The 24,092-nt window shown below is 62.0% G+C and carries 21 protein-coding genes and 1 pseudogene; 11 read left to right on the forward strand and 11 right to left on the reverse strand.

All coding sequences use genetic code 11. From position 1 onward, the window contains the following. Positions 1 to 55: 55 nt before the first annotated feature. The 6 genes from AC07OJ_RS05915 to AC07OJ_RS05940 all read left to right on the forward strand — a co-directional run bounded on the left by AC07OJ_RS05915 (position 56) and on the right by AC07OJ_RS05940 (position 8,939). Positions 56 to 1,462 (forward strand): sigma-54 interaction domain-containing protein, encoded by a 1,407-nt coding sequence (locus tag AC07OJ_RS05915; protein ID WP_495094190.1) that lies wholly within the window; start codon positions 56 to 58, stop codon positions 1,460 to 1,462. Positions 1,463 to 1,748: 286 nt separating this feature from the next. Continuing rightward, positions 1,749 to 3,140 carry a GntP family permease gene (locus AC07OJ_RS05920; RefSeq protein WP_065907757.1) on the forward strand — a complete coding sequence of 464 codons (1,392 nt, stop codon included), beginning with the start codon at positions 1,749 to 1,751 and terminating at the stop codon, positions 3,138 to 3,140. 7 nt (positions 3,141 to 3,147) lie between these two features. Continuing rightward, entirely contained in the window at positions 3,148 to 3,921 is a 774-nt protein-coding gene (locus AC07OJ_RS05925; protein WP_106803580.1) for a 3-hydroxybutyrate dehydrogenase, read from the forward strand. Positions 3,922 to 3,987: 66 nt separating this feature from the next. After that, the gene (locus AC07OJ_RS05930; RefSeq protein WP_495094191.1) at positions 3,988 to 5,940 is read left to right on the forward strand and encodes an acetoacetate--CoA ligase; all 1,953 of its coding nucleotides are present in this window, start codon (positions 3,988 to 3,990) and stop codon (positions 5,938 to 5,940) included. Between the two features lie 142 nt (positions 5,941 to 6,082). Continuing rightward, positions 6,083 to 8,620: a PAS domain-containing hybrid sensor histidine kinase/response regulator family protein gene (locus tag AC07OJ_RS05935; RefSeq protein ID WP_106803579.1), complete on the forward strand. Its 2,538-nt coding sequence runs from the start codon at positions 6,083 to 6,085 to the stop codon at positions 8,618 to 8,620. 43 nt (positions 8,621 to 8,663) lie between these two features. After that, positions 8,664 to 8,939, forward strand: a complete 276-nt coding sequence (locus AC07OJ_RS05940) for a peptidylprolyl isomerase (RefSeq protein WP_003174397.1) — start codon at positions 8,664 to 8,666, stop codon at positions 8,937 to 8,939. Positions 8,940 to 9,163: 224 nt separating this feature from the next. Here AC07OJ_RS05940 and AC07OJ_RS05945 read toward each other — a convergent pair whose 3' ends face one another. From AC07OJ_RS05945 to AC07OJ_RS05980, 8 genes are all read right to left on the reverse strand, one after another. Next, positions 9,164 to 10,072: a sugar kinase gene (locus AC07OJ_RS05945; protein ID WP_282398230.1), complete on the reverse strand. Its 909-nt coding sequence runs from the start codon at positions 10,070 to 10,072 to the stop codon at positions 9,164 to 9,166. 95 nt (positions 10,073 to 10,167) lie between these two features. Beyond that, positions 10,168 to 11,376, reverse strand: a complete 1,209-nt coding sequence (locus AC07OJ_RS05950; RefSeq protein ID WP_495094192.1) for an amino acid deaminase — start codon at positions 11,374 to 11,376, stop codon at positions 10,168 to 10,170. A 9-nt stretch (positions 11,377 to 11,385) separates the two neighbouring features. After that, entirely contained in the window at positions 11,386 to 12,150 is a 765-nt protein-coding gene (locus AC07OJ_RS05955) for an IclR family transcriptional regulator (protein WP_065907743.1), read from the reverse strand. 167 nt (positions 12,151 to 12,317) lie between these two features. Next, a complete protein-coding gene (locus tag AC07OJ_RS05960) occupies positions 12,318 to 12,707 on the reverse strand; it encodes a RidA family protein (protein WP_032896881.1) in 390 nt (129 codons plus the stop codon). A gap of 26 nt (positions 12,708 to 12,733) precedes the next feature. Next, the gene (locus AC07OJ_RS05965; RefSeq protein WP_065907741.1) at positions 12,734 to 13,516 is read right to left on the reverse strand and encodes an amino acid ABC transporter ATP-binding protein; all 783 of its coding nucleotides are present in this window, start codon (positions 13,514 to 13,516) and stop codon (positions 12,734 to 12,736) included. Further along, positions 13,513 to 14,175 (reverse strand): amino acid ABC transporter permease, encoded by a 663-nt coding sequence (locus AC07OJ_RS05970; RefSeq protein WP_065907739.1) that lies wholly within the window; start codon positions 14,173 to 14,175, stop codon positions 13,513 to 13,515. Before AC07OJ_RS05970 ends, AC07OJ_RS05965 begins: the two co-directional genes overlap by 4 nt. Positions 14,176 to 14,186: 11 nt before the next feature. Further along, positions 14,187 to 14,849, reverse strand: coding sequence for an amino acid ABC transporter permease (locus AC07OJ_RS05975; protein WP_065907738.1), 663 nt, complete (start codon positions 14,847 to 14,849; stop codon positions 14,187 to 14,189). Positions 14,850 to 14,901: 52 nt separating this feature from the next. Continuing rightward, on the reverse strand, positions 14,902 to 15,750 hold the full coding sequence (locus tag AC07OJ_RS05980; RefSeq protein WP_065907736.1) for a transporter substrate-binding protein: 849 nt from the start codon (positions 15,748 to 15,750) through the stop codon (positions 14,902 to 14,904). 404 nt (positions 15,751 to 16,154) lie between these two features. Between AC07OJ_RS05980 and AC07OJ_RS05985 the strand changes: the two genes are divergently transcribed. Together AC07OJ_RS05985 and AC07OJ_RS05990 are read left to right on the forward strand one after the other, a co-directional pair. After that, positions 16,155 to 16,409 (forward strand): hypothetical protein, encoded by a 255-nt coding sequence (locus AC07OJ_RS05985; RefSeq protein WP_065907734.1) that lies wholly within the window; start codon positions 16,155 to 16,157, stop codon positions 16,407 to 16,409. A 75-nt stretch (positions 16,410 to 16,484) separates the two neighbouring features. Next, positions 16,485 to 16,766, forward strand: a pseudogene (locus tag AC07OJ_RS05990) (thioredoxin family protein); the annotation flags it as partial. Between the two features lie 28 nt (positions 16,767 to 16,794). Here the strand turns inward: AC07OJ_RS05990 and AC07OJ_RS05995 are convergent. The 3 genes from AC07OJ_RS05995 to rpiB form a co-directional block, all read right to left on the reverse strand. Continuing rightward, positions 16,795 to 18,363 (reverse strand): TerC family protein, encoded by a 1,569-nt coding sequence (locus AC07OJ_RS05995; RefSeq protein ID WP_120448868.1) that lies wholly within the window; start codon positions 18,361 to 18,363, stop codon positions 16,795 to 16,797. Positions 18,364 to 18,739: 376 nt separating this feature from the next. Next, on the reverse strand, positions 18,740 to 19,720 hold the full coding sequence (locus AC07OJ_RS06000) for a sugar-binding transcriptional regulator (RefSeq protein WP_025857542.1): 981 nt from the start codon (positions 19,718 to 19,720) through the stop codon (positions 18,740 to 18,742). A 63-nt stretch (positions 19,721 to 19,783) separates the two neighbouring features. Further along, positions 19,784 to 20,245, reverse strand: coding sequence for a ribose 5-phosphate isomerase B (rpiB, locus tag AC07OJ_RS06005; RefSeq protein ID WP_016969738.1), 462 nt, complete (start codon positions 20,243 to 20,245; stop codon positions 19,784 to 19,786). Between the two features lie 283 nt (positions 20,246 to 20,528). On the opposite strand from rpiB, the gene AC07OJ_RS06010 reads away from it, so the two are divergent. Genes AC07OJ_RS06010 through AC07OJ_RS06020 form a run of 3 tightly spaced genes read left to right on the forward strand, consistent with a single transcriptional unit; the run spans position 20,529 to position 24,041 of the window. Then, positions 20,529 to 22,016: a sugar ABC transporter ATP-binding protein gene (locus AC07OJ_RS06010; protein ID WP_120448869.1), complete on the forward strand. Its 1,488-nt coding sequence runs from the start codon at positions 20,529 to 20,531 to the stop codon at positions 22,014 to 22,016. Then, positions 22,013 to 22,999 carry an ABC transporter permease gene (locus AC07OJ_RS06015; RefSeq protein WP_025857540.1) on the forward strand — a complete coding sequence of 329 codons (987 nt, stop codon included), beginning with the start codon at positions 22,013 to 22,015 and terminating at the stop codon, positions 22,997 to 22,999. The genes AC07OJ_RS06010 and AC07OJ_RS06015 overlap by 4 nt, the downstream gene beginning before the upstream one ends. A 34-nt stretch (positions 23,000 to 23,033) precedes the next feature. Then, complete coding sequence (locus AC07OJ_RS06020; protein ID WP_065907727.1) at positions 23,034 to 24,041, forward strand: substrate-binding domain-containing protein; 1,008 nt, start codon at positions 23,034 to 23,036, stop codon at positions 24,039 to 24,041. The last annotated feature ends 51 nt before the right edge of the window (positions 24,042 to 24,092 follow it).

Here is a 24,092-nt window from a genome sequence, read left to right on the forward strand (position 1 = left end):
CAAGCCCGCTGCCACAGGATCGCGCCCATCCCCCATTTGTGTTGACGGCGTAAGCATGAACATCAACGAAAACCTCAAGGACTACCAACAGGTTCGTGGCCTGGCGATCCAGTCGTTGTTCGAGATTATCGAGCAGTCCAGCGAAGGCACGGTGATTGTCGACCGTGACGCGAATATCGTCTGGATGAACGAGCGCTACGCCAAGCGTTTCGGCCTGAACAGCGCCGATGAAGCCATCGGCCAGCCGTGTGAACAGGTGATTTCCAACAGCCTGTTGCGCCAGGTGGTGCGCAACGACCAGCCGATCCTGCTGGATATCCAGGACACGCCCAAAGGCCCGCTGGTGGTGATGCGCCTGCCGATCCACGACGATGCCGGCGCGGTAATTGGCGCCATTGGGTTTGCGCTGTTCGATGAGCTGCGCAACCTGTCGCCGCTGATCGAACGCTACCTGAGCATGCAGCAGGAGCTGGCCTCGACCCGTTCGTTGCTGCGCAAACGCCAGAGCAAGTACAACTTTGCGCATTTTATCGGCACCAGCGCGGCCAGCCTCGAAGTCAAGCGCCGCGCCCGGCGCAGCGCGAGTGCCGAGTCGCCAGTGTTGCTGCTCGGCGAAACCGGCACCGGCAAGGAGCTGCTGGCGCAAGCGATCCACGGCGCCTCGCCGCGGGCGCACAAGGCATTTGTCAGCATCAACAGCGCGGCGATTCCGCATGATTTGCTCGAGGCTGAGTTCTTCGGCACTGCGCCCGGCGCGTTTACCGGCGCCGACCGCAAGGGCCGTCCGGGCAAATTCCAGATTGCCCAGGGCGGCACGCTGTTCCTCGATGAAATCGGCGACATGCCACTGCCGCTGCAAAGCAAGCTGCTGCGGGTGCTGCAGGAAAAGGAATTCGAACCGGTGGGCTCCAACGAGATGCTGCACAGCGATGTGCGCGTGATCGCCGCGACGTCGATGGACCTCGAAGCGGCAATCAAGCGCGGGGAGTTTCGGGCAGACCTGTATTACCGGCTGAACGTGCTGCCGATCCAGGTGCCGCCACTGCGTGAACGCCTGGAGGATATTCCGGCGCTGAGCGAGGCGATCCTGGAGGAACTGCGCAGCCAGCACGAACTCGACCGTGACGCCCTGGGGTTGTTGGCGCAGCATGCGTGGCCGGGAAATATCCGCGAGCTGCGCAATGTGCTGGAGCGCGCGGCGTTGTTGAGTGATGACCTGGTGTTGGATGCCGAGGAAATTCGCGCGGCGATTGGCACCTTTACCCCGGTCGAGCGCACCGCAGTGCCGGCGGTAGCCGGTGAAACATTCAGCGCAGCACGCGAGCGCTTTGATCGGCAGGTGATTGCCGCGGCGCTTGCGGCGTGTGAAGGCAATGTGGTGGACGCGGCGCAGCAGCTGGGGCTCGGCAGGTCGACGCTGTACAAGAAGATGGTGGCGTTGGGCATTGCCCAGTCTCAATAAAGAGACGGAATTCCACAAACAAAGACACCCTAGTGTAGGAGCGGGCTTGCCCGCGATTGTGGTGTATCAGTGCCCTGTAAGCTGACTGGCGCGACGCTTTCGCGGGCAAGCCCGCTCCCACAGGGGATCTCCCGCAGTCTCAAAATAGAGACAAATCTCACGGTACGGTTGTTTTAATCGAAAAATTTCTATATATTTCAATGCGTTAAACACTTGGCACACATCTCGCTATAGCCCTTCCCCACCACAACACCCCACAAAAATAACAATCCGATGGAGACACACCATGAGTGTGATCATTGCCCTGGCAGCCCTCGCGCTGCTGATGCTGGCTGCCTACCGTGGCTATAGCGTTATCCTGTTTGCCCCCATCGCCGCGCTCGGCGCTGTCCTGCTCACCGATCCTTCTGCCGTTGCCCCCGCGTTTACCGGGGTGTTCATGGAGAAAATGGTCGGCTTCATCAAACTGTATTTTCCGGTGTTCCTGCTCGGGGCGGTGTTCGGCAAGCTGATCGAGCTGTCGGGCTTTTCGCGCTCCATCGTGGCGGCGGCGATCCGCTTGCTCGGCACCCGCCAGGCGATGCTGGTGATCGTACTGGTGTGTGCCCTGCTCACCTACGGCGGCGTGTCGCTGTTTGTGGTGGTGTTTGCGGTGTACCCGTTTGCCGCGGAGATGTTTCGCCAGAGCAATATCCCCAAGCGCCTGATCCCGGCGACCATCGCCCTCGGCGCGTTCTCGTTCACCATGGACGCGCTGCCCGGCACACCGCAGATCCAGAACATCATCCCCAGCACTTTCTTCAACACCACCGCCTGGGCCGCACCGTGGCTGGGGTTGATTGGCACGATCTTCGTGTTCTGCACCGGCATGCTGTACCTCGCGCGCCAACGCAACAAGGCCCAGCGCGCCGGTGAAGGCTACGGCACCGAGTTGCGCAACGAGCCGGAAACCGCCGACAACCTCAGCCTGCCGAACCCGTGGATTGCGCTGTCGCCGCTGATCCTGGTCGGCGTGATGAACCTGCTGTTCACCCACTGGATCCCCCAGTGGTATGGCAAGACCCACAGCCTCAGCCTGCCGGGCATGAGTGCGCCGGTGACCACCGAAATCGCCAAGCTCACCGCGATCTGGGCAGTGCAGGCGGCGTTGCTGGTGGGGATCCTGATGGTGCTGGTGTTTGGTTGGTCGGCGATCAAGAGCAAGCTTGCCGAAGGCAGTAAAAGTGCGGTCAGCGGTGCGCTGCTGGCGGCAATGAACACCGCGTCGGAATACGGCTTCGGCGCGGTGATCGCTTCGTTGCCAGGTTTTCTGGTGCTCGCGGACTGGCTCAAGGGCATCCCCAACCCGCTGGTCAACGAAGCAATTACCGTGACCTTGCTGGCCGGCATCACCGGTTCGGCCTCGGGCGGCATGAGCATCGCCCTGGCGGCCATGTCCGAGAGCTTTATTTCGGCGGCGCATGCGGCCAATATCCCCCTTGAAGTGCTGCACCGGGTCGCCGCCATGGCCAGCGGCGGCATGGACACCCTGCCCCACAACGGCGCGGTGATCACGCTGCTGGCCGTCACCGGCCTGACCCACCGCGAAGCCTACAAGGACATTTTCGGCATCACGATCATCAAGACCCTCGCGGTGTTCGTGGTGATCGGTACTTTCTACGCCACCGGCATTGTGTGAGGTTTTCATGACGACATTGAACGGCAAGACCGCCCTGGTTACCGGCTCCACCAGCGGCATCGGCTTGGGCATCGCACTGAGCCTGGCCAAGGCCGGCGCCAACCTGATCCTCAACGGTTTCGGCGACGCCAGCGCGGTGATTGCCCAGGTGCAGGCGTTCGGCGGCAAGGTCGGCCATCACCCGGCGGACGTCAGCGACCCGGCGCAGATCGCCGACATGATCGCCTACGCCGAGCGTGAATTCGGCGGCGTGGACATCCTGGTCAACAACGCCGGCATCCAGCATGTGGCGGCCGTGGAAGATTTTCCGGCGGAACGCTGGGACTCGATCATCGCGATCAACCTGTCCTCGGTGTTCCACAGCACGCGCTTGAGCTTGCCGGGCATGAAGGCCAAGGGCTGGGGGCGCATCGTCAACATCGCCTCGGTGCACGGCCAGGTCGGTTCGGTGGGCAAGGCCGCGTATGTCGCGGCCAAGCATGGCGTGATCGGCCTGACCAAGGTGGTCGGCCTGGAAACCGCCACCAGCAACGTGACCTGCAACGCGATTTGCCCGGGCTGGGTGCTGACGCCACTGGTGCAGAAGCAGATCGATGACCGCGCCGCCAATGGCGTCGACCCACAGCAGGCACAGCATGATCTGCTCGCGGAGAAACAGCCGTCGCTGGAGTTTGTCACGCCGCCACAACTGGGTGAGCTGGTGCTGTTCCTGTGCAGTGAGGCGGGTGCCCAGGTCCGCGGGGCCGCCTGGAACATCGACGGTGGCTGGCTGGCCCAGTAACCCGTCCGATGCGCCAAACACCGGTGATTTCTGGCTGACTTCATACAAGAACTAGAGACCGTGCTGATGTCCGACATCCTCTGGCAACCCTCCCCCGAACGCATCCGCAACACGCGGATGGACCAGTTCCGGCGCTATATCAACGAACACCACAGCGTGCAGCTCGACGACTACCCCGCCCTGCACCAATGGAGCATCGACCAGCGCCCGGCCTTCTGGCAGGCGATCGTGGCATTTTTCGAGGTGCAATTTCGCAGCCCGCCCTCGGCCACGCTGATCGAAGACCGCGAGATGCCCAGCGCCCAGTGGTTTCCCGGCGCCACGCTGAATTTTGCCGAACACCTGCTGCGCCGCCGCGATGCCCACCCCGCCGTGGTTGCCATCAGCGAAGACGGCCGGCGCGAACAACTGACTTACGCCGAACTCGCGGCCCACGTCGCCGGCCTGCAGCGCAGCCTGCGTGCGGCCGGGGTCGGCGTGGGTGACCGGGTCGCCGCGTGCATGCCCAACACCTGGCAAACCCTGGTCGGCATGCTCGCCACCACCAGCCTGGGCGCCATCTGGTCATGCTCATCGCCGGACTTCGGCACCCAGGGCGTGATCGACCGTTTCGGCCAGATCGAGCCCAAGGTGCTGATCACCTGCGCCGGCTACCGCTATGCCGGCAAAACCATCGACCAGAGCACCAAGCTGAATGAAATCCTGGAGCGCCTGCCGTCCCTGCAGCAATTGATCATCGTGCCGTACGCACGGCCGCAGGCGCAGGTCGAGGACTACCGGACCCAGGCCAAAGTCGCGCTGTGGGAGGACTTCTATCGCGCCGGTGGCGAGCCGGAATTTGTCCCGGTGCCGTTCGATCATCCGCTGTACATCCTGTATTCCAGCGGCACCACCGGCGTGCCCAAGTGCATCATCCACGGCACAGGTGGCGTGTTGCTCACCCACCTCAAGGAACACGGCCTGCACGCCGACCTTTCGCGTGAGGATTGTCTGTTCTACTACACCACCTGCGGCTGGATGATGTGGAATTGGCTGGTGTCGGTACTGGCCCTGGGGGCCACGGCGGTGCTGTATGACGGCTCGCCGTTCCATCCGGGGCCGGAGCGCTTGATCGATCTGATCGACGCGGAACGCATCAGCGTGTTCGGCACCAGCCCCAAGTTTCTCGCCACCCTCGAAAAGGCCGGGCTGCAACCGCGCCTGAGCCATGACCTGGGCAGCCTCAAGGGGCTGATTTCCACTGGTTCGCCGCTCTCGCCGCAGAGCTACGACTACGTGTACCGCGAAATCAAGGGTGAGCTGTGCCTGTCGTCGATGTCCGGCGGCACCGATATCGTCTCCTGCTTTGTAATCGGCAACCCGGTGTTGCCGGTGCGTCGCGGTGAAATGCAGTGCAAGAGCCTGGCGATGGCCATCGAAGTCTGGGATGACCAGGGCCAGCCGCTGGTCGGCGAAAAAGGCGAGCTGGTGTGCACCCGGCATTTCCCGGCTATGCCGATTGGCTTGTGGAACGATCCGGGCCAGAAGAAGCTGCGCGCCTCCTACTTCAGCCAGTTCCCTGGCGTGTGGGCGCAAGGCGACTACGCCGAACAGCGCCCCAACGGCAGCCTGCTGATCCACGGACGCTCCGACGCAGTGCTCAACCCGGGCGGTGTGCGTATCGGCACGGCAGAGATTTATCGCCAGGTGGAAAAAGTCCCGCAGGTAGTGGAAAGCCTCGCCATCGGCCAACGCTGGCAGGACGACGTGCGGGTGGTGCTGTTTGTGCGGCTCAACGACGGCGTCACGCTGGACGAGGCGCTGGAGCAGCAGATTCGCCAGGTCATCCGCGCCAACACCACGCCACGTCACGTGCCGGCGAAGATCCTTGCCGTCACCGATATCCCGCGCACCATCAGCGGCAAAATCGTCGAACTGGCGGTGCGCAATGTGGTGCATGGCGAGCCGGTCAAGAACACCGACGCACTGGCCAATCCGGAGGCGCTGGCGCAGTTTCGCGACCGTCCTGAACTGGCCTGAAGATGAAAGGTTTCAGCCCTGAAGCACTCATTTGAAGACAAAGCCCCAATGCATGCTATTTTTCGAGGGGTAGTCAGCCGTTCCCGACTCACGGGATAATCGGCCTTTGTCATTTTCAAAGCGTCATGCTCAGGGCTTTTTCATGAAAGGAACATCCACCGGTAGCGAAGCTGCTGCATTGATTGCGCGGCTGGACTGGGCGCAAAGCCCCCTCGGTGAGGCCAATGATTGGCCGCAAAGCCTGCGCACAGCCGTGGATATCGTCGTCAATTCGCCGATGCCGATGCTCCTGCTGTGGGGCAGCCAACTCACCCAGCTCTACAACGATGGCTTCGCGCGCCTGGCGGGCAACAAGCACCCCGAGGCGATGGGCCAGCCGGCCCATGCGACATGGCCGGAGCTGGAAAGCTTTACCGGACCGGTCTACGACGCCGTACTCAGCGGCCAGGTACGCACCTTCAGCGAGCAGCGCTTCGTGCTGCAACGCGACCACCGCGATACCGACATCTGGCTGGACCTGACCTACAGCCCGATCCGCGACGAAAGCGGCTGCGTGGCCGGCATCCTGGTCACCGCCATCGAAACCAACGAGCGTCGGCGCGTCACCCTCGAACTGCAACAGCGCTCCGAAGACAGCCTCAAGGCCCAGCACAACAGCGAGCAACGCCTGCAACTGGCCCTGGCCGCCACCGACGCGGTGGGCACCTGGGACTGGGACATCGGCGAGGACCGCTTTATCGCCGATGCGCACTTCGCCTACCTGCATGGCGTTGATCCCGACGATGCCGGGCTGCTGCCCATCAGCGCCTACCTGCAAGGCGTGCACCCCGAAGACCGCGCCATGGTGGCGCGCAGCATCAAGCACTGCATCACCTTCGGCACCGAGTACGCCGAGGAATACCGTCTGCTGCAGGCCGATGGCCAGGTGCGCTGGGTGTTTGCCCGTGGCCGCTGCTACAAGGACGCGCACGGCCGCCCGGCGCGCTTCCTCGGCGCCGCGCTGGACCTCACCGAGCGCAAGCACACCGAGCAGGCCTTGCGCCAAAGCCAGACCGAGCTGCAACTGATCATCAACGCCATGCCGGTGCTGATCGGCTATGTCGATCACGAACAACGCTTTCGGCTGAACAACAGTGCCTACCTTGAGTGGTACGGCATGACGCCCCAGGAGCTGTACGGCAAGAGCATCCGCGAAGTGCTCGGCGAGGAGGTGTATGCCGGGCGCGCGGACAAGATTGCCGCCGCGCTCAAGGGCAAGGCCTGCAGCTTCATGACCATCACCCCGCACCGCGACGGCCGACCGCGCCATGCGCTGATGAAGTACCTGCCGCGCTTCAGCAATGACGGTTCGGTGAATGGTTTCTACATCTTTGTGATCGACGAGACCGAACGCAAGCTCACCGAAGAAGCCCTGCGCCACCTCAACGAGAACCTCGAGGAACGCGTGGCCCAGCGCACCCAGGCGCTGGCCGAGGCCAACCAGCGCCTGCAGAACGAAATGTTCGAGCGCGAGCGCGCCGAAGATGCCCTGCGCCATGCGCAGAAAATGGAAGCGGTGGGCCAGCTCACCGGCGGTATCGCCCACGACTTCAACAACATGCTCACCGGCATCATCGGCAGCCTCGACCTGATGCAGCGTTACATCGCTGCCGGGCGCAGCGACGACATCGGCCGTTTCGCCGACGCCGCGGTGTCCTCGGCCCATCGCGCGGCCGCCCTCACCCATCGGCTGCTGGCGTTCTCCCGGCGCCAGTCGCTGGACCGCCGCCCGACTGACCCCAACCAGCTGGTGGCCTCGCTGGAAGACTTGTTCCGGCGCACCAAGGGCGCGCACATCAGCCTCAAGGTGCAACTGGGCCACGACATCTGGCCGGTGAACACCGACGCCAGCCAGCTGGAAAACGCCCTGCTCAACCTGGTGATCAACGCGCGCGACGCCATGCCCGATGGCGGCGAGATCCTGATCGAGACCGCCAACAGTTATCTCGACGGCACCGACATCACCACCCTTGAACCGGTGCGCGCCGGCGACTACGTGATGCTCGGCGTGTGCGACAACGGCACCGGCATGGCGCCGAAGATCCTGGCCAAGGCATTCGACCCGTTCTTCACCACCAAGCCCATCGGCCAGGGCACCGGCTTGGGGCTGTCGATGATCTATGGGTTTGCCCAGCAATCCGGTGGCCACGTGACCATTCAGAGCGAACCAGGCCAGGGCACTTGCGTGCGCCTGTACCTGCCACGCCTGCACGGCACCGCCCTGGAAAGCAGCCTGCCGCCGAACCTCAGCGAGGCACCGCTGGCGCTGGCCGGCGAAGCCGTGGTGGTGGTCGAGGATGACCCGGCGGTGCGCATGCTGGTGGTGAATGTGCTCGACGAACTCGGCTACACCGCGCACCAGGCCGCCGATGCCCGCACCGCGCTGCCGCTGCTGGAATCGGATTTGCGCGTGGACTTGCTCGTCACCGACGTCGGCCTGCCGGGCATGAATGGTCGGCAGCTGGCGGAAATCGCACGCCAGCATCGACCGGGGCTCAAGGTGCTGTTCATGACTGGTTACGCTGAAAAAGCCGCCGAGCGCCAGGGCTTCCTGGAGGACGGCATGGACATGGTCGCCAAGCCATTTTCCATCGACTTGCTGGCGACAAAAATCCGCAGCATGATCAGCGTCGAAGAGTGAGTTCAGGCATAATCGCGCGCCGTCGCACACCTGGTAGAGATCAATGAAAGCCCAAGCCCGCCATATCCTGGTGAAAACCAGCGAAGAAGCCGAACAACTCAAGCAACGCATTGCCAAGGGCGAAGCGTTTGATGTGTTGGCCAAGAAGTACTCGACCTGCCCGTCCGGCAAGCGCGGCGGGGACCTGGGTGAAGTGCGGCCGGGGCAGATGGTCGGGGCGATCGATGCGGTGATCTTCAAGAAGCCGGTAAAAGTGGTGCACGGGCCGATCAAGAGCAAGTTCGGGTATCACCTGGTGCAGGTGTTTTACCGGGATTGATCGCTTGTTGCTGTGGTGGTTAGTAATGCCGAGCGGGCTTTCGTGATGAGCGGGCTTGTTGTGGTGAGCGGGCTTGCCCCGCGTTGGGCTGCGTAGCGGCCCCAAAAATCTTGGGAGCGCTGCGCACTCCAACGCGGGGCAAGCCCGCTCACCACAGAAGCCCACTCACCACCACAAGCCCCCCACTTGCCACAACCACAAGCCCGCTCACCACACGGAGCGGCTTAAATTCGCGGGATGAGCGCTCCAGGCACTTGAATCACCCGGCTCGCCAACCGATGTCCGGCCAAGGCGGCCTCCTCTGGTGAGCCGCCTTTCAGCCGACCCGCCAAATACGCCGCACTGAACGAATCCCCCGCCGCTGTGGTGTCCACCACTTTCTCGACCTTCAGCGCCGGCACTGAAAAGCGCTCGCCGTTGCAGCGAATCAAGCACGCATCCGCCCCGCGCTTGAGCACCACTTCGGCGATACTCGGATAGGCCGCGAACACCTGCTCGCTGTCTGCATAGCCAAACAAGGCGCGCTCGTCATCCTCGGTGAGCAAGGCGATGTCCACCTCGGCCAACACCGTGTGATACGCCGCGCGTGCCGCTTCGACACTGGCCCACAGGCGCGGCCGGTAGTTGTTGTCGAACACCACTCGGCCGCCGCGCCGACGGGTTTCCACCAGCGCTTGCAGCAAACGCGCGCGCCCGACTTCACCCAATACCGCCAGGGTGATACCGCTGAAATACACCACGTCATAACCCGGCAAGGCCGCCAGGATCGGCTCGGCGGCCGGCGTGGTGAAGCAGTCGCGCACCGCCGCTTCGTTGCGCCAGTAGAGGAATTTGCGCTCGCCGTTGGCGTCGGTCTGGATGCAATAAAGCCCCGGCAGGCGTCCAGGCAGGCGCTGGACCTGCGCCAGGCCAAGGCCCTCTTCGGCCCATTGCGCGCACATGGCATCGCTGAAACTGTCGTCGCCCAGGGCGGTGACGTAGTCGACGGCGCCGCTATCGCCCAGCTCGCGGCGCAGGTACACCGCCGCGTTGAGGGTGTCGCCGCCGAAGCTCTGGTGCAGGCTGCCATCGGCGCGGTGTTGCAGTTCGATCATGCATTCGCCGATCAGGGCGATGCGCAAGGGTGTGTTCATGCCAACTCATCTCTGGTGTTCTTTAGGGCCTCATCGCCGGCAAGTGGGCGCCTGCAGGGGAAAGCGCTGCCAGGCCGGCGATGGGGCGACGCGGACTAGAAGCAGGTTTGCAGGGACTCGATCACCTGCAACTGCTCATCCACCAGGCAGCCGACCTGCCACTTGTCGAAGGTCAGGCAAGGGTGCGAAGTACCGAACGAAATGATGTCGCCGATACGCAGCTCCACGCCCGCCGCCACGCTCATGAAGGCGTGCTGGTCCATCACCGCGGTGACGGTGCAGGCGCTTACGTCATCGCCTTCCGCCGGCACGATCCCGGCCTTGTAGCGCTTGAGCGGCACCGGCAGACCGGCGTCGTAGGCCACGTCGCGCTTGCCCAGGGCAATCACCGCAAAACCTGGCTCGGGCAGCGATTGCACATGGGCCCAGACTTCCAGTGCCGGGCGCAGGCCTTCGTTGAGATCGCTGCGGCGGTCAAGCACGCAGCACTGTGCTTGCTTGTAGATGCCATGGTCGTGGGCCACGTAGCTGCCAGGGCGCAGAACACTGAGAAAACGGCCGGCGGCGTTCTGCTCTTCGAACGACTCGGCGATCAAGTCGTACCAGGCCGAACCCGAGGCGGTGACGATCGGTTTGGGCAGGTCAAAGGAGCCATTGTTCTGCAGATCGACAGCCAGGCGCACCAGGCTGGCGGCGAAGTCGCGGATGCCGCTGATGGCGTGCTCGCCGTGGATCACGCCTTCATAGCCTTCGATCCCCGTGAGGGCCAGCGCCGGCTGGGCCTTGATCGCCTTCGCCAGGTCACGCACTTCCTGCTCGCTGCGGCAGCCGCAACGCCCCCCCACCACACCGTATTCGATCATCACGTTCAGGCGCAGGCCACGGGCAGCGAAAAACAGACCGAGGTCGGCGACGTTGTCCGGGTGATCGACCATGCAGTGGAAGTCGAAATCCTGGTCGGCCAGCAGGTCGGCGATCAATGCCATGTTCGGCGCGCCGACCAGTTGGTTGGCCATCAACACGCGACGCACGCCACCGGCATACGCAGCACGGACCTGCACGGCGTTGGCCAGGGTGATGCCCCAGGCGCCGGCCTCGATCTGGCGTTGGAACAGCGCCGGCATCATGCTGGTCTTGCCATGGGGCGCAAGCTCTGCGCCACTGCGGCTGACAAAGTCCTGCATCCAGCGGATGTTGTGTTCCAGGGCCTCGCGGTGCAGCACCAGGGCAGGCAGGCTGACGTCGCGGACCAGGTGGGCACCGACGGCGGCGGCGCCTTTTTCAACGGCATTGTTGGCAGGCATGGAAGGTTCCTATTCGTTGATGCGACGGGCCAGGTTGTTGGCGCTTTCGATCAGCACCCGGCGGTAGTCGTTGTAATTTTTGATCGCATCGGCGCGCGGCGCGACGATGCACAGGGTCGCAATGCTGATGCCCTGCGCGTCCCGCACCGGGGCGGCAAAGCAATGGGTAAAGGTGTCGGCCACACTGTCGAAGGAGAAGAACCCATCGAGCGTGGCCTGGCGGATCTGGGCCAGGAAGGTCTCGAGCGGCAGGCGCTGGCCGTCCGGCAGGATGAAGTCGGCGTAGTCGATCAGGTCGATGATCTGCTGGTCGCTCAAGTGCCCCAGCAACAGGCGCCCGGACGCGGTCCACGGGATCGGCGCGTTTTCGCCGATGTCCGAGGAAATACGAAAATGCCGCTCACCCTCGCGCATCAGCGCGACCGTGTACTTGCGCCCATTGAGCAGGCACATCTGCGCGGTTTCGTGGGTCTGGCTGACGATTTCCTGCAGGGCTTGGTCGGCCTCGCGGGTCAGGTCGAAATGACGCAAGTGCGCCTGGCCGAGAAAGTACAGCTGGCGACCCAGGTAGACGTGACCGTCCTTGCCGACCGTTTCCAGGATGCGCCGTTCGAGCAGGGACGCGACCAGTTCGTAGACAGTGGATTTCGGGCTGCCGATGCCGCTGGCGATATCATTCGGGCGCAGGGGCTGGCCGATTTCCTTGAGAAAATCGAGGATATCGAACGCCCGGTCCAGGCCCTTGGCGCGGCGTTTGATGGTGTCTTCGGTCATGGCGGTTTTCGGTCCGGTCAGAATGTTGCTATCAACACAAATCCCCTGTGGGAGCGGGCTTGCTCGCGAATGCAGTGGATCAGTTACAGGTGCGCTTAATGACACACCGCATTCGCGAGCAAGCCCGCTCCCACATTTGATCAGCTTTGGGCTTCAGATCCGGGCATTTAGCCTTTTTTCTTGTAGGCCACGCAATCGATCTCGACCTTGCAGTCCACCATCATGTTGGCCTGCACGCAGGCGCGCGCCGGGGCGTGTTCCGGGGTGAAGTATTCACCGAACACCTTGTTGAAACTCCAGAAATCCCGTGGGTCTTCCAGCCAGACGCCGACGCGCACCACATCTTTCAATTCGTAACCGGCCTCTTCGAGGATCGCCACCACGTTACGCATGGTCTGGCGGGTCTGTTCGATGATGCCGCCGTTGATGATTTCACCGTCCACCGCTGGCACCTGGCCCGAGACGTAGAGCCAGCCGTCCGCTTCCACCGCGCGGGCGAAAGGACGTGGCTGGCCACCGCCGGCGGTGCTGCCGGTGCCGTAACGAGTAATGCTCATAAATATATCTCCTGCTAATAAATCGATTAAAAACGAATGTTCTTCAAAAACTCCGCCAGGCGCGGCGATTGCGGCCGCTCGAAGATGTCCTTCGAGGTGCCCTGCTCTTCAATGCGGCCCTGGTTCATGAACACGATCTTGTCGGACACTTCATAGGCAAAGCGCATTTCGTGGGTGACCAGCAACATGGTCATGCCCTCTTCCGCCAGGCCCTTGATCACGCTGAGCACCTCCCCGACCAGTTCCGGGTCGAGGGCCGAGGTAACTTCGTCGAACAGCATCAGGCTGGGATTCATCGCAATCGCGCGGGCAATCGCCACACGCTGCTGCTGGCCACCCGAGAGCTGGCCCGGGAAGTGATTGCGCCGCTCCAGCAGGCCGACGCGGTCGAGCCATTTTTCAGCGAGAGCCACGGCTTCGTCCTTGCCCATCTTCTTGACCTTGAGCAGGCCGAGGGTCACGTTCTGCAACGCGGTCAGATGTGGGAACAGGTTGAATTGCTGGAACGCCATGCCCGTCATCGCGCGGTGCTGGGCAATCACCCGCTCGGGGTGACGTACGCGTTTGCCGGCAATCTCGCTGTAGCCGATGGACTCGCCATCCAGGGTGATCTGGCCACCCTGGAATTCCTCCAGCAGGTTGACGCAGCGCAGCAGCGTGGTCTTGCCCGAGCCGCTGGAGCCGATCAATGTCACCACGTTGCCGCGCTGCATGGACAGGTCGACGCCCTTGAGCACTTCGACCTGGCCGTATTGCTTGCGCAGGCCACGGATGTTCAGCAGCGGTTGGTTGGTTTGAGGTTGGTTCATGGCAAGGCCACCCGCTTTTCAATGTAGCGCCCGAATAACTCGATGGCGTAGTTGATGACAAAGAACATAAAGCCTGCGAACAGGTAGAACTCCAGGGTCATGAAGGTGCGTGCGATCACCTGTTGGGTGCTCAGCAGCAGTTCGGCCACGCCGATCACCGACAGCAAGGTCGAGGCCTTGACGATTTCCGTGGAGGAATTGACCCAGGTCGGCAAGATCTGGCGCAGCGCCTGGGGCAACAGCACGTAGCCCAGGGACTGGTAAAACGTCAGGCCGATGGCCTTGCCCGCTTCCAGTTGCCCACGGGGAATGGCTTGCAGCGCGCCGCGCACGATTTCCGAGACATGAGAGCCGCAGAACAGCGTGAGCCCAACGGCACCGGCCTGGAATGCGCTGATCTGCCAACCGAGCGCCGGCAGCATGTAGAAGCACGCCAACACCAGCACAAACACCGGCGTGCCACGGATCAGGTCGACATACAGGCGAAACGGCGCGCGCATCCAGAATTTGCCGTAGGTCAGGATCAACCCGGCGACGATACCGATCAGCGTGCCGAAAATAATCGCCAGTGCCGAGACATACACACTGGCCTGGAACCCCGCCCAGAGGGTGTCCCGGGCGATCCACAACTCATGCAACCAGCTGGGGGATTCGTACATGGAAACCTTCCTTAACGACGGATCGCCAGACGCTGTTCCAGGTAACGGAGCAGCATGGCAATGAGGTAACAGGCAGCCACGTAGAGCGCGGTCGTGACCAGCCAGGTTTCAATCACCCGGTAGCTTTCGACGTTGATCTTGCGGGCGTAATAAGTCAGCTCGGGCACCGCAATGGCCGCGGCCAGCGAGGTGTCCTTGAACAGCGAAATAAAGTTGTTCGACAGCGCTGGCAGCACGTTGCGCAACATCACCGGCACGGTGATATAGGCACGGATCCGCCATTCGCCCAGGCCGATGGCCAGGCCGGCTTCGCGCAAGCCCTTGGGAATATTCAACAGCCCGGCGCGGAACACTTCGGTCAGGTAGGCCCCGGCGTACAACGACAAGGTGATGATGAACGAGGGGATCTTGTCCAGGCGGATACCCAGGCTGGGCAGCGCAAAGTAGATCAACAGGATCAGCACCAGGATCGGCGTATTGCGGATCACCGTCACATAGACCGAGGCGAGCACGCGCAAGACCTTGTGTTTGGACAGCATGGCAAATGCCATCAACAGGCCGATCACGCAACCGATGGCGATCGACAGCAGCGCCAGCTCGAGGCCCAGGCCGAGCCCCGCCAGCAAGCTGGGGAAGTCGCGCCACACGGCGGCAAAGTTCAACTGATAGTTCATGGTCGGCAGTACCTGAATGGGGCGCCGTCAGCGACGCCCCAGCGTTTACGAATTACTTGAACTCAACCGGGAAGCCGATCGCCGGTTCCGGCAGATCCACACCGAACCATTGCTTGAACGAGGCCTTGTAGGTCGGGAACTCCACGCCGGTCATGGCTTCATGCAGCGCGGTGTTGACGAAGTTCAGCCAGTCCTGGTCGCCACGCTTGACGGCGCACGCGTAGGTTTGCGGGCTCCAGGCGTAGGTCGGGCTGCGGTAGCGGCCGGGGTTCTGCACCATCAGGTATTTGACCGAGGACTGGTCGGTGGCGGCGGCATCGGCGCGGCCGGAGTTCACCGCCTGGTACATCAGGTCGACGCTGTCGTACTGGTCGACCTTGGCCTTGGGCAGTGCCTGGTGCACCAGTTCCTCGGCGTAGACGTTCTGCAGCACGGCGACGGTGACGCCATCACCGGCGGCCTGCAGGTCTTCGATTTCCTTGTATTTGCTGTTGTTCGGCAGCAGCAGGCCCACACCTTCACGGTAGTAAGGCAGGGTGAATGCCACTTGCTGCGCACGGCTGGCGGTGACGGTGATGAACTGGCAACTCATGTCGACCTTGTCGGTCAGCAGGTTGGGAATCCGTGCGTCGGACGACTGCACCACAAACTCGACCTTGCTCGGGTCGTTGAACAGACCCTTGGCCACAATGCGGCCGATGTCGATATCAAACCCCTGCAACTTGCCATCCGCTCCCTGGAAGTGCCACGGCGCATTGGTACTGCCTGTACCCACGATCAGGTGCCCACGCTTGAGCACATCATCGAGCTTGCTGTCCGCCGCCTGCACTACGCTGGCGAGGGAAGCCGATGCGGCGAAGAGAAAAACACACGCTTTAAACACGGAAGGTCGGTGATGCATGACAAGCACTCCAGGAGTTGTGTATTCCGCTATACCGGAACTTAGTATGTAACAACGGAATAGACAGCAGAAAGTGTGCCACACGCGGTAACAGAAAAATATGACAGGACTAAATTGCTTATAAATCAGCTAGATGAACACTCGCGATTCAACAGGCGTTGCGCCACTACCTGAAATCATTTTGCTACCCAAGGCCCCAGACGCCGGTGACAGCCACCGGCCCGTGCGCCACAACGGTGTTACCCCGCACCATCACGGTGCGCGGCAGGCATGGAAAAATCGCGGCGCTCGGCTAGCCTTGATGCAATGCCTACACGCCCCGCTGCAGGAGCCGGCTTGCTGGCGAAAATCGTCAACGCTGACGCCGGCGCCGACAGATGGGCGCCATTTGGTTGAGAGGGTCTATGTCGATAAAAGTCTGTCTTGTCGCCGGCTTGCTGACGTTGCTGGTGGCCGGCAACGCTGCGGCCAGTAACGACCGCCGTGAATGCAAGGAAGAACTGCGCAAGCTCAACGATGCCTTGAGCACCAACTACACCAGCCAGAATCATCATGGTTACCGCCAGGCGAAAGCCTCGCGGGACAACCTGGAATACAAGAAATGCGCGAGCCAGGCCCGCAAGGCGCGCGAGCGGGTGGAGCGCGACGATGACCTGTGAAGGTTGACAGTAGACGCAGGTGATATCCCGGCTTAGCGTTGGCAACACACCCACGCGGCCTGAAGGGAGATGACCATGGGAGTGGCCACGCAAGAAATTTCCAATGCGCAGGAGTTTGCCAGGGTACTTAACACACCACGCCCGGTGTTCATTCTGTTTGTTACCGAACACTGCGCTGCCTGTGCGACTGCAGGGCCGCTATTTGCCAGGACGGCCGGCAGGCATCCCTGGATCGTCAGCCTGATACTCGATTGCGCGCACACGCCGAGGCACCCTGATGTGACGGGCACCCCGACATTACTGATCTACCTGGACGGAGCCCTGGTAGACAAACTCAAAGGTTTCGGCCCTGAAGAAGAACAAGTGCAGTGTGTGCAGGCCTTGTTCAGCCGCTATGACCGCAGCCTGCGTGCAAAAGCACCTGCGTCACCCGGCGCTCCTCCACTGCGGCTACCGTCAGACGCCAGCCCTCATGCTCCAGGCTATCGCCCACCACCGGCAGGCGGTCGAGCAGGCTCATCACCAAACCCGCCAGGGTTTGATAATCCTCGGTTGCGGCAGCCTTGAAACCGGTACGCTGACGCACCAGGTTCAGGTTCAAGGCGCCATTGGCACGGTAGCCACCCGCTTCCTCGACAATGTCCGGGCCCTCGACTTCACTGGCGTCCGGCAACTCACCGGCGATGGATTCAAGGATGTCGGTCATGCTCAGCACCCCCATGAAGTCGCCGAATTCGTTGATCACGAAGGCGATATGGGTCGACTCCTGACGCATCTGCTCCAGCGCGTTGAGAATCGAAAAACTCTCGAGCAAGTTGATCGCGCGGCGCGCCAGGTGCTCCAGGTTCGGCTCGTTGCCGGCCAGGTATTCCTTGAGCAACTCCTTCTTGTGCACAAAGCCCAAAGGCTCATCGACATCGCCGTTGCGGATCAACGGCAACCGCGAGTAAGACGAATGCATCAGTTTCAGGCGGATAGTCTCGGGATCGTCCGCCAGGTCAATACAGTCGACCTTGGCCCGCGGCGTCATCAGTGTGCGAATCGGCCGCTCGGCCAGTTGCAGCACACCGCTGATCATCACGCGCTCACGCCGATCGAACAGCGGGCCCTGTGCAGCATCCGGCTCGCCCAGCAGGTCGGCAACCTCTTCACCCACTTCCTCCACCGCCAGGCTACGCCCGCCGAGCAAGCGCATCACCGCATGCGCGGTACGCTCGCGCACCGGCAGCACACCTTGTGCAGACTTCTTGCGACGTGCGCGGGCAATCTGGTTGAACACCTCGATCAGGATCGAGAAACCAATCGCTGCGTACAGATAGCCTTTCGGGATGTGGAAGCCCAGGCCTTCGGCGGTCAGCGCGAAGCCGATCATCATCAAAAAGCCCAGGCACAGCATGATCACCGTCGGGTGCGCGTTGACGAATCGCGTCAGCGGCTTGCTCGCCACGATCATCAGGCCGATGGACACGATCACCGCGATCATCATGACCGCCAGCTCATCCACCATGCCCACGGCGGTAATCACCGCGTCGAGGGAGAACACCGCGTCAAGCACCACGATCTGCGCCACGATCGGCCAGAACATCGCATAAGCCACGTTGCCGGAGCGCTGTGCCACATGCCCTTCGAGGCGTTCGTGCAACTCCATGGTGGCCTTGAACAACAGGAACACACCGCCAAACAGCATGATCAGGTCACGCCCCGAGAAGCTCTTGTCGAACACCTCGAACAACGGCTGGGTCAGCGTGACCAGCCAGGAAATACTCGCCAGCAAGCCCAGGCGCATCAGCAGCGCCAGCGACAAACCGATCAAGCGCGCACGGTCGCGCTGCTCCGGTGGCAGCTTGTCCGCCAGGATCGCGATAAACACCAGGTTGTCGATACCCAGCACCAGTTCCAGCACAATCAAGGTCAACAGGCCGAGCCAGGCCGTTGGATCCGCTAACCATTCCATTTATAGAGTCTCTTTACAGGTTTCAGAATGCCGGGCACGGCAAGGCGCGATCAGTGGATGACCGGGACAAGGTTAGCAAGCGAAATACGGGGTGCTTCAGCGGGAACAGCAACAGCGGATGTCTTGGGGAAAGACGACTGGGAGGCTCCGAGAGGGTGTTCATGCAAGTCCTGAAATGACAAAAGGACTTGAATCCTACAGCCGAAATACAAATTTCCTACAACGCAAAACTATTACAAGATCTGTACACCAAGCCAACACAAAACCCATTTAGCAGCGGGCTTGCTGGTGAAGGTGGTGTGTCAGTCAACACATGAATTAACTGAATCGCCGCCTTCGCGAGCAAGCCCGCTCCCACATTTTGCTCTGCGTCGTGTCAGCTTTTACGGGTTGCATCATCCAGCGCCAAAATCGTATGCGCATTGGTCACCGTCGTCGCCAGCGTATTAATCACCCCCGATCGCAAAGCCCCCAGCGTCGCCGCGGCCTTGGTGTTCTCGCTGGCAATCGCCACCACGTCTGGAATCCGAAACAGCTCCTGCACCGTCAACCCGATTACCCGCCCCTGAATCGCGTTGACCGCCGGCTGGCCGTGAATGTCGATAAAGTCATAGCCCATCATGTCGCCCACAGTGCCGGACAACCGCGCCTGGGCAATTTCCTGGGGCGAGAACCAGCCCATGCGCACCATGTTGCTGTTCTCGCTCATGTCGCCAATACCGATCAAGGCGATATCGGCACGCCGCGCCCGGTCGAGGGTCGAGCGCACCGTGTCGTTATTGATCAACACCCCGCGCAGCTCCGGGTTAGCCACCAGGGCTGGGGCGTACAGGCTTTCGCTTTCACCGCCAAACCGCAGCGCCAGGCGCCGGCAGATATGGTCGGGGTTCATGTATTCGCCCGCCTTGAGCGAACCGCCGATCGCACAGACAAACGTGCAGTTGCGCGTCACCGGCAGGAACACGTTATCGGCCACCGCACCGACGTTGCGCCCCATGCCCACGGCGACAATCATGCCGTCGCTGAGCGTCTTGTTCAGGTAGTTGGCGACCAGGCTGGCGACGGCCGAGCGCTGGGTGTCGGGCTCACTGTGATCGACGGCGATCAACGCGCGATCCAGCTTGAAGCGCTTGACCAGGGCCTGCTCCAGCTCGTTGTTCATGGCCGGATGCTGCAACACGCGCACCTCGACAATGCCCTCATCGCGTGCACGCTTGAGCAGGCGACTGACCTTTGCGCGTGACAGGTCGAAGCGCTTGGCGATGGCTTCCTGAGTGACGTTCTCAAGGTAATAGAGCATCGCCACTTCGGTCATCTGATCGATATCGCTGGCGATGCGCTGGGTACTGTCACTCATGGGGACGGGCTTCCGTTTCGGCGTCAAAGGCGCATTCTCCCGACTCTTGCCCCGTTTAGTCCACTACTGATGCCCATCGCGCTCGATTGCATTGATGCGCTCGACCTTGGCCCCGGAACGCGCCGCTTCGAACTCCGACTCCAGGAACGACTTGACGATGCTCTTGGCCAGCTCGGCGCCGATTACCCGCGCACCGATGGACAGGATCTGCGCATCGTTGCTCTTGCGTGCACGCTCCGCCGAATAGGTGTCATGGGCCTGGGCCGCGCGGATGCCCAGCACCTTGTTGGCCGAAATGGCCATGCCGATCCCGGTGCCGCACACCAGCACGCCCAGCCGCTGCTGCCCGGCATTGATCGCAGTGGCCACGGCCAGGGCGATGTCCGGATAAAGCACGGGCGCAGTGGAATGGGTGCCGAAGTCGGTCACCGGATAGCCCAGCGCCTCGATATGGCGCTTCAACAGCTCTTTGAGCTCAAAACCTGCTTCATCGCATCCGATAGCCACCGGGAAAGGTGTGTTCATGGCGTCTGGCTCCGCTGCCGTGATCGTATTTATGACTGATCAAATGATCATTCAGTGAAATTCCGCTCAGACATTTCGCGGTCATCCAACCCTCTATGTCAAGCATGATTTAACTGACCCTGCAGTCAAAGGCGTCAAAAACGGCCTTATAGACCGCCAAGATGAGAATCATCGCTTTTACATGAAAGAGATTGACTGATCAGAATTTCATTTGATACACATATGATCACAGCGAAACATGACTGTGCGACCTAATAAGAATTCACAGCACGAGGACACGCCGATGGCCACGCCATTACTGCTCCAGGCTGAACACGTCGCCAAGGCTTACGCCGGGGTCCCTGCCCTGCGTGACGGGCGCCTCTCTCTGCGGGCCGGCAGCGTCCACGCCCTGTGCGGCGGCAATGGCGCAGGCAAATCGACATTCCTGAGCATCCTGATGGGCATCACCCAGCGTGATGCCGGCAGCATTCTGCTCAACGGCACGCCGGTGCAGTTCAACCGCCCGAGTGAAGCGCTGGCGGCGGGGATCGCGATGATCACCCAGGAGCTGGAACCCATCCCCTACATGACCGTCGCCGAAAACATCTGGCTGGGCCGTGAACCGCGCCGCGCCGGTTGCATCGTCGACAACAAGACCCTGAACCGCCGCACCCGCGAGTTGCTCGACAGCCTGGAGTTCGAGGTCGACGCCACCAGCCCCATGCACCGCCTGAGCGTCGCGCAGATCCAACTGGTGGAAATCGCCAAGGCCTTCAGCCATGACTGCCAGGTGATGATCATGGATGAACCCACTTCGGCCATCGGCGAGCGCGAGGCAGAGACCCTGTTCAAGGCCATCCGCCGCCTGACTGCCCGGGGCGCCGGCATCGTGTATGTGTCGCATCGCCTGAGCGAACTGGCGCAGATCGCCGATGACTACAGCATCTTTCGCGACGGCGCCTTTGTCGAAAGCGGGCGCATGGCCGATATCGACCGCAACCACCTCGTGCGCGGCATCGTCGGCCAGGAACTGACCCGCATCGACCACAAGGTCGGCCGCGAATGCGCCGCCGACACCTGCCTGCAAGTCGACAACCTGAGCCGCGCCGGTGAGTTCCACGACATCAGCCTGCAACTGCGCCAGGGTGAAATCCTCGGCATCTACGGCTTGATGGGTTCGGGGCGCAGCGAGTTCCTCAACTGCATCTACGGCCTCACGGTCGCGGACTCCGGCAGCGTGACCCTGCAAGGCAAGCCCATGCCCATCGGGCTGCCCAAGGCGACCATCAGTGCCGGCATGTCGCTGGTCACCGAAGACCGCAAGGACAGCGGCCTGGTGCTCACCGGCAGCATTCTTTCCAACATTGCCCTGTCGGCCTACAAGCGCCTGTCGAGCTGGTCGCTGATCAATGCGCGCAAGGAAACCCAACTGGCCCAGGACATGGTCAAGCGCCTGCAGATCAAGACCACTTCCCTGGAATTGCCGGTGGCGTCCATGAGCGGTGGCAACCAACAGAAAGTGGTACTCGCCAAATGCCTGTCCACCGAGCCGGTGTGCCTGCTGTGTGACGAACCGACCCGTGGGATCGACGAGGGCGCCAAACAGGAGATCTACCACCTGCTCGACCAGTTCGTACGCGCCGGTGGCGCGGCCATCGTGGTGTCGTCGGAAGCGCCGGAGCTGCTGCATCTGAGTGATCGCATCGCCGTATTCAAGGGCGGCCGGCTGGTGACCATCAGCACCGACACCGCCCTTTCCCAGGAAGCCTTGTTGAGTCTTGCCTCATGAATGCCAAAACCCTGTCCACACCCGCCGCCGCACCTATTGCCACACCCCGCAATCGCCTGCGCCTGTCCCTCGACCGTTTCGGCTTGCCGCTGGTATTCATCCTGCTGTGCGTGGTGATGGCGTTCTCCAGCGAATACTTCATGACCTGGCGCAACTGGATGGACATCCTGCGCCAGACCTCCATCAACGGCATCCTCGCGGTGGGCATGACCTACGTGATCCTGACCAAGGGCATCGACTTGTCGGTGGGCTCGATCCTGGCCTTTGCCGGACTGTGCAGCGCCATGGTCGCCACCCAGGGTTATGGCCTGCTCGCGGCGGTGAGCGCCGGGATGTTTGCCGGGGCGATGCTCGGTGTGGTGAACGGCTTCATGGTCGCCAACCTGTCGATCCCGCCGTTCGTGGCCACCCTGGGCATGCTCAGCATTGCGCGGGGCATGACCTTCATCCTCAACGATGGCAGCCCGATCACCGATCTGCCCGACGCCTACCTGGCGCTGGGCATCGGCAAGATTGGCCCGATCGGCGTGCCGATCATCATCTTCGCCGTGGTCGCGCTGATCTTCTGGATGGTGCTGCGCTACACCACCTACGGCCGCTATGTGTACGCAGTGGGCGGCAATGAAAAGAGCGCACGCACCTCAGGCATCGGCGTGCGCAAGGTGATGTTTTCGGTTTACGTGGTCTCGGGCCTGCTCGCCGGACTGGCTGGCGTGGTGCTGTCGGCCCGCACCACCTCTGCCCTGCCCCAGGCCGGGGTTTCCTACGAACTGGACGCGATTGCCGCCGTGGTGATCGGCGGTACGAGCTTGTCGGGGGGCACCGGAAGCATTGTCGGCACGCTGTTCGGCGCACTGTTGATCGGCGTGATCAACAACGGGCTGAACCTGCTCGGCGTGTCCTCTTATTACCAGCAGGTCGCCAAGGGCCTGATCATCGTGTTCGCAGTACTGATCGACGTGTGGCGCAAGAAAAAACGCTAGAGAACGACCCACAACAATAACCGGAGTTCTACTCATGAAACTTGGTACCACCTTGGCCGCCACAGCGGCTTTCTCCCTGCTCTCCTGCAGTATCGCCATGGCTGCCGACGGCAAGACCTACAAAATCGGTGCCGCCGTCTACGGCCTCAAGGGCCAGTTCATGCAGAACTGGGTACGCGAGCTGAAAGAACACCCGGCGGTCAAGGACGGCACCGTGCAACTGACGGTGTTCGACGGCAACTATGACGCCCTGACCCAGAACAACCAGATCGAAAACATGGTGACCCAGCACTACGACGCCATTCTGTTCGTGCCCATCGACACCAAGGCCGGCGTCGGCACCGTGAAGCAAGCCATGAGCAACGACGTGGTGGTCATCGCCTCGAACACGAAAGTAGCCGATGCGGCTGTGCCGTACGTGGGTAACGACGATGTGGAAGGCGGCCGCCTGCAGGCCCAGGCCATGGTCGACAAGCTCAATGGCAAAGGCAACGTGGTGATCATCCAGGGCCCGATCGGCCAGTCGGCGCAAATCGACCGGGAAAAAGGCGAGCTGGAAGTGCTGGGCAAGCACCCGGACATCAAGATCATCGAGAAAAAGACCGCCAACTGGGACCGTGCGCAGGCGCTGACCCTGACCGAAGACTGGCTGAACGCGCACCCCAAAGGCATCAACGGCGTGATCGCGCAAAACGACGACATGGCCCTCGGCGCCGTACAGGCGCTGAAGTCTCACGGGCTGACGTCCAAAGACGTGCCGGTGACCTCCATCGACGGCATGCCGGACGCGATCCAGGCCGCGAAAAAAGACGAAGTCACCACCTTCCTGCAAGACGCCCAAGCCCAATCCCAAGGCGCACTGGACGTGGCGTTGCGCGCCCTGGCCGGCAAGGACTACAAGCCGCAATCGGTGATCTGGGAGCGTTACGCCAAGGACGTGAAATGGGCTGACGGCACCGCCAAGAATTACATCCTGCCGTGGGTGCCAGTGACGAATGCCAACGCCGATGCGCTGTACAAACAAGTCAGCGGCGGTAAGTAGCTTTCACCCTGAAATAGGGTCAAGTGTGGGAGCTGGCTTGCCTGCGATGGC

This window comes from Pseudomonas sp. GW821-FHT09C08 (assembly GCF_059418125.1).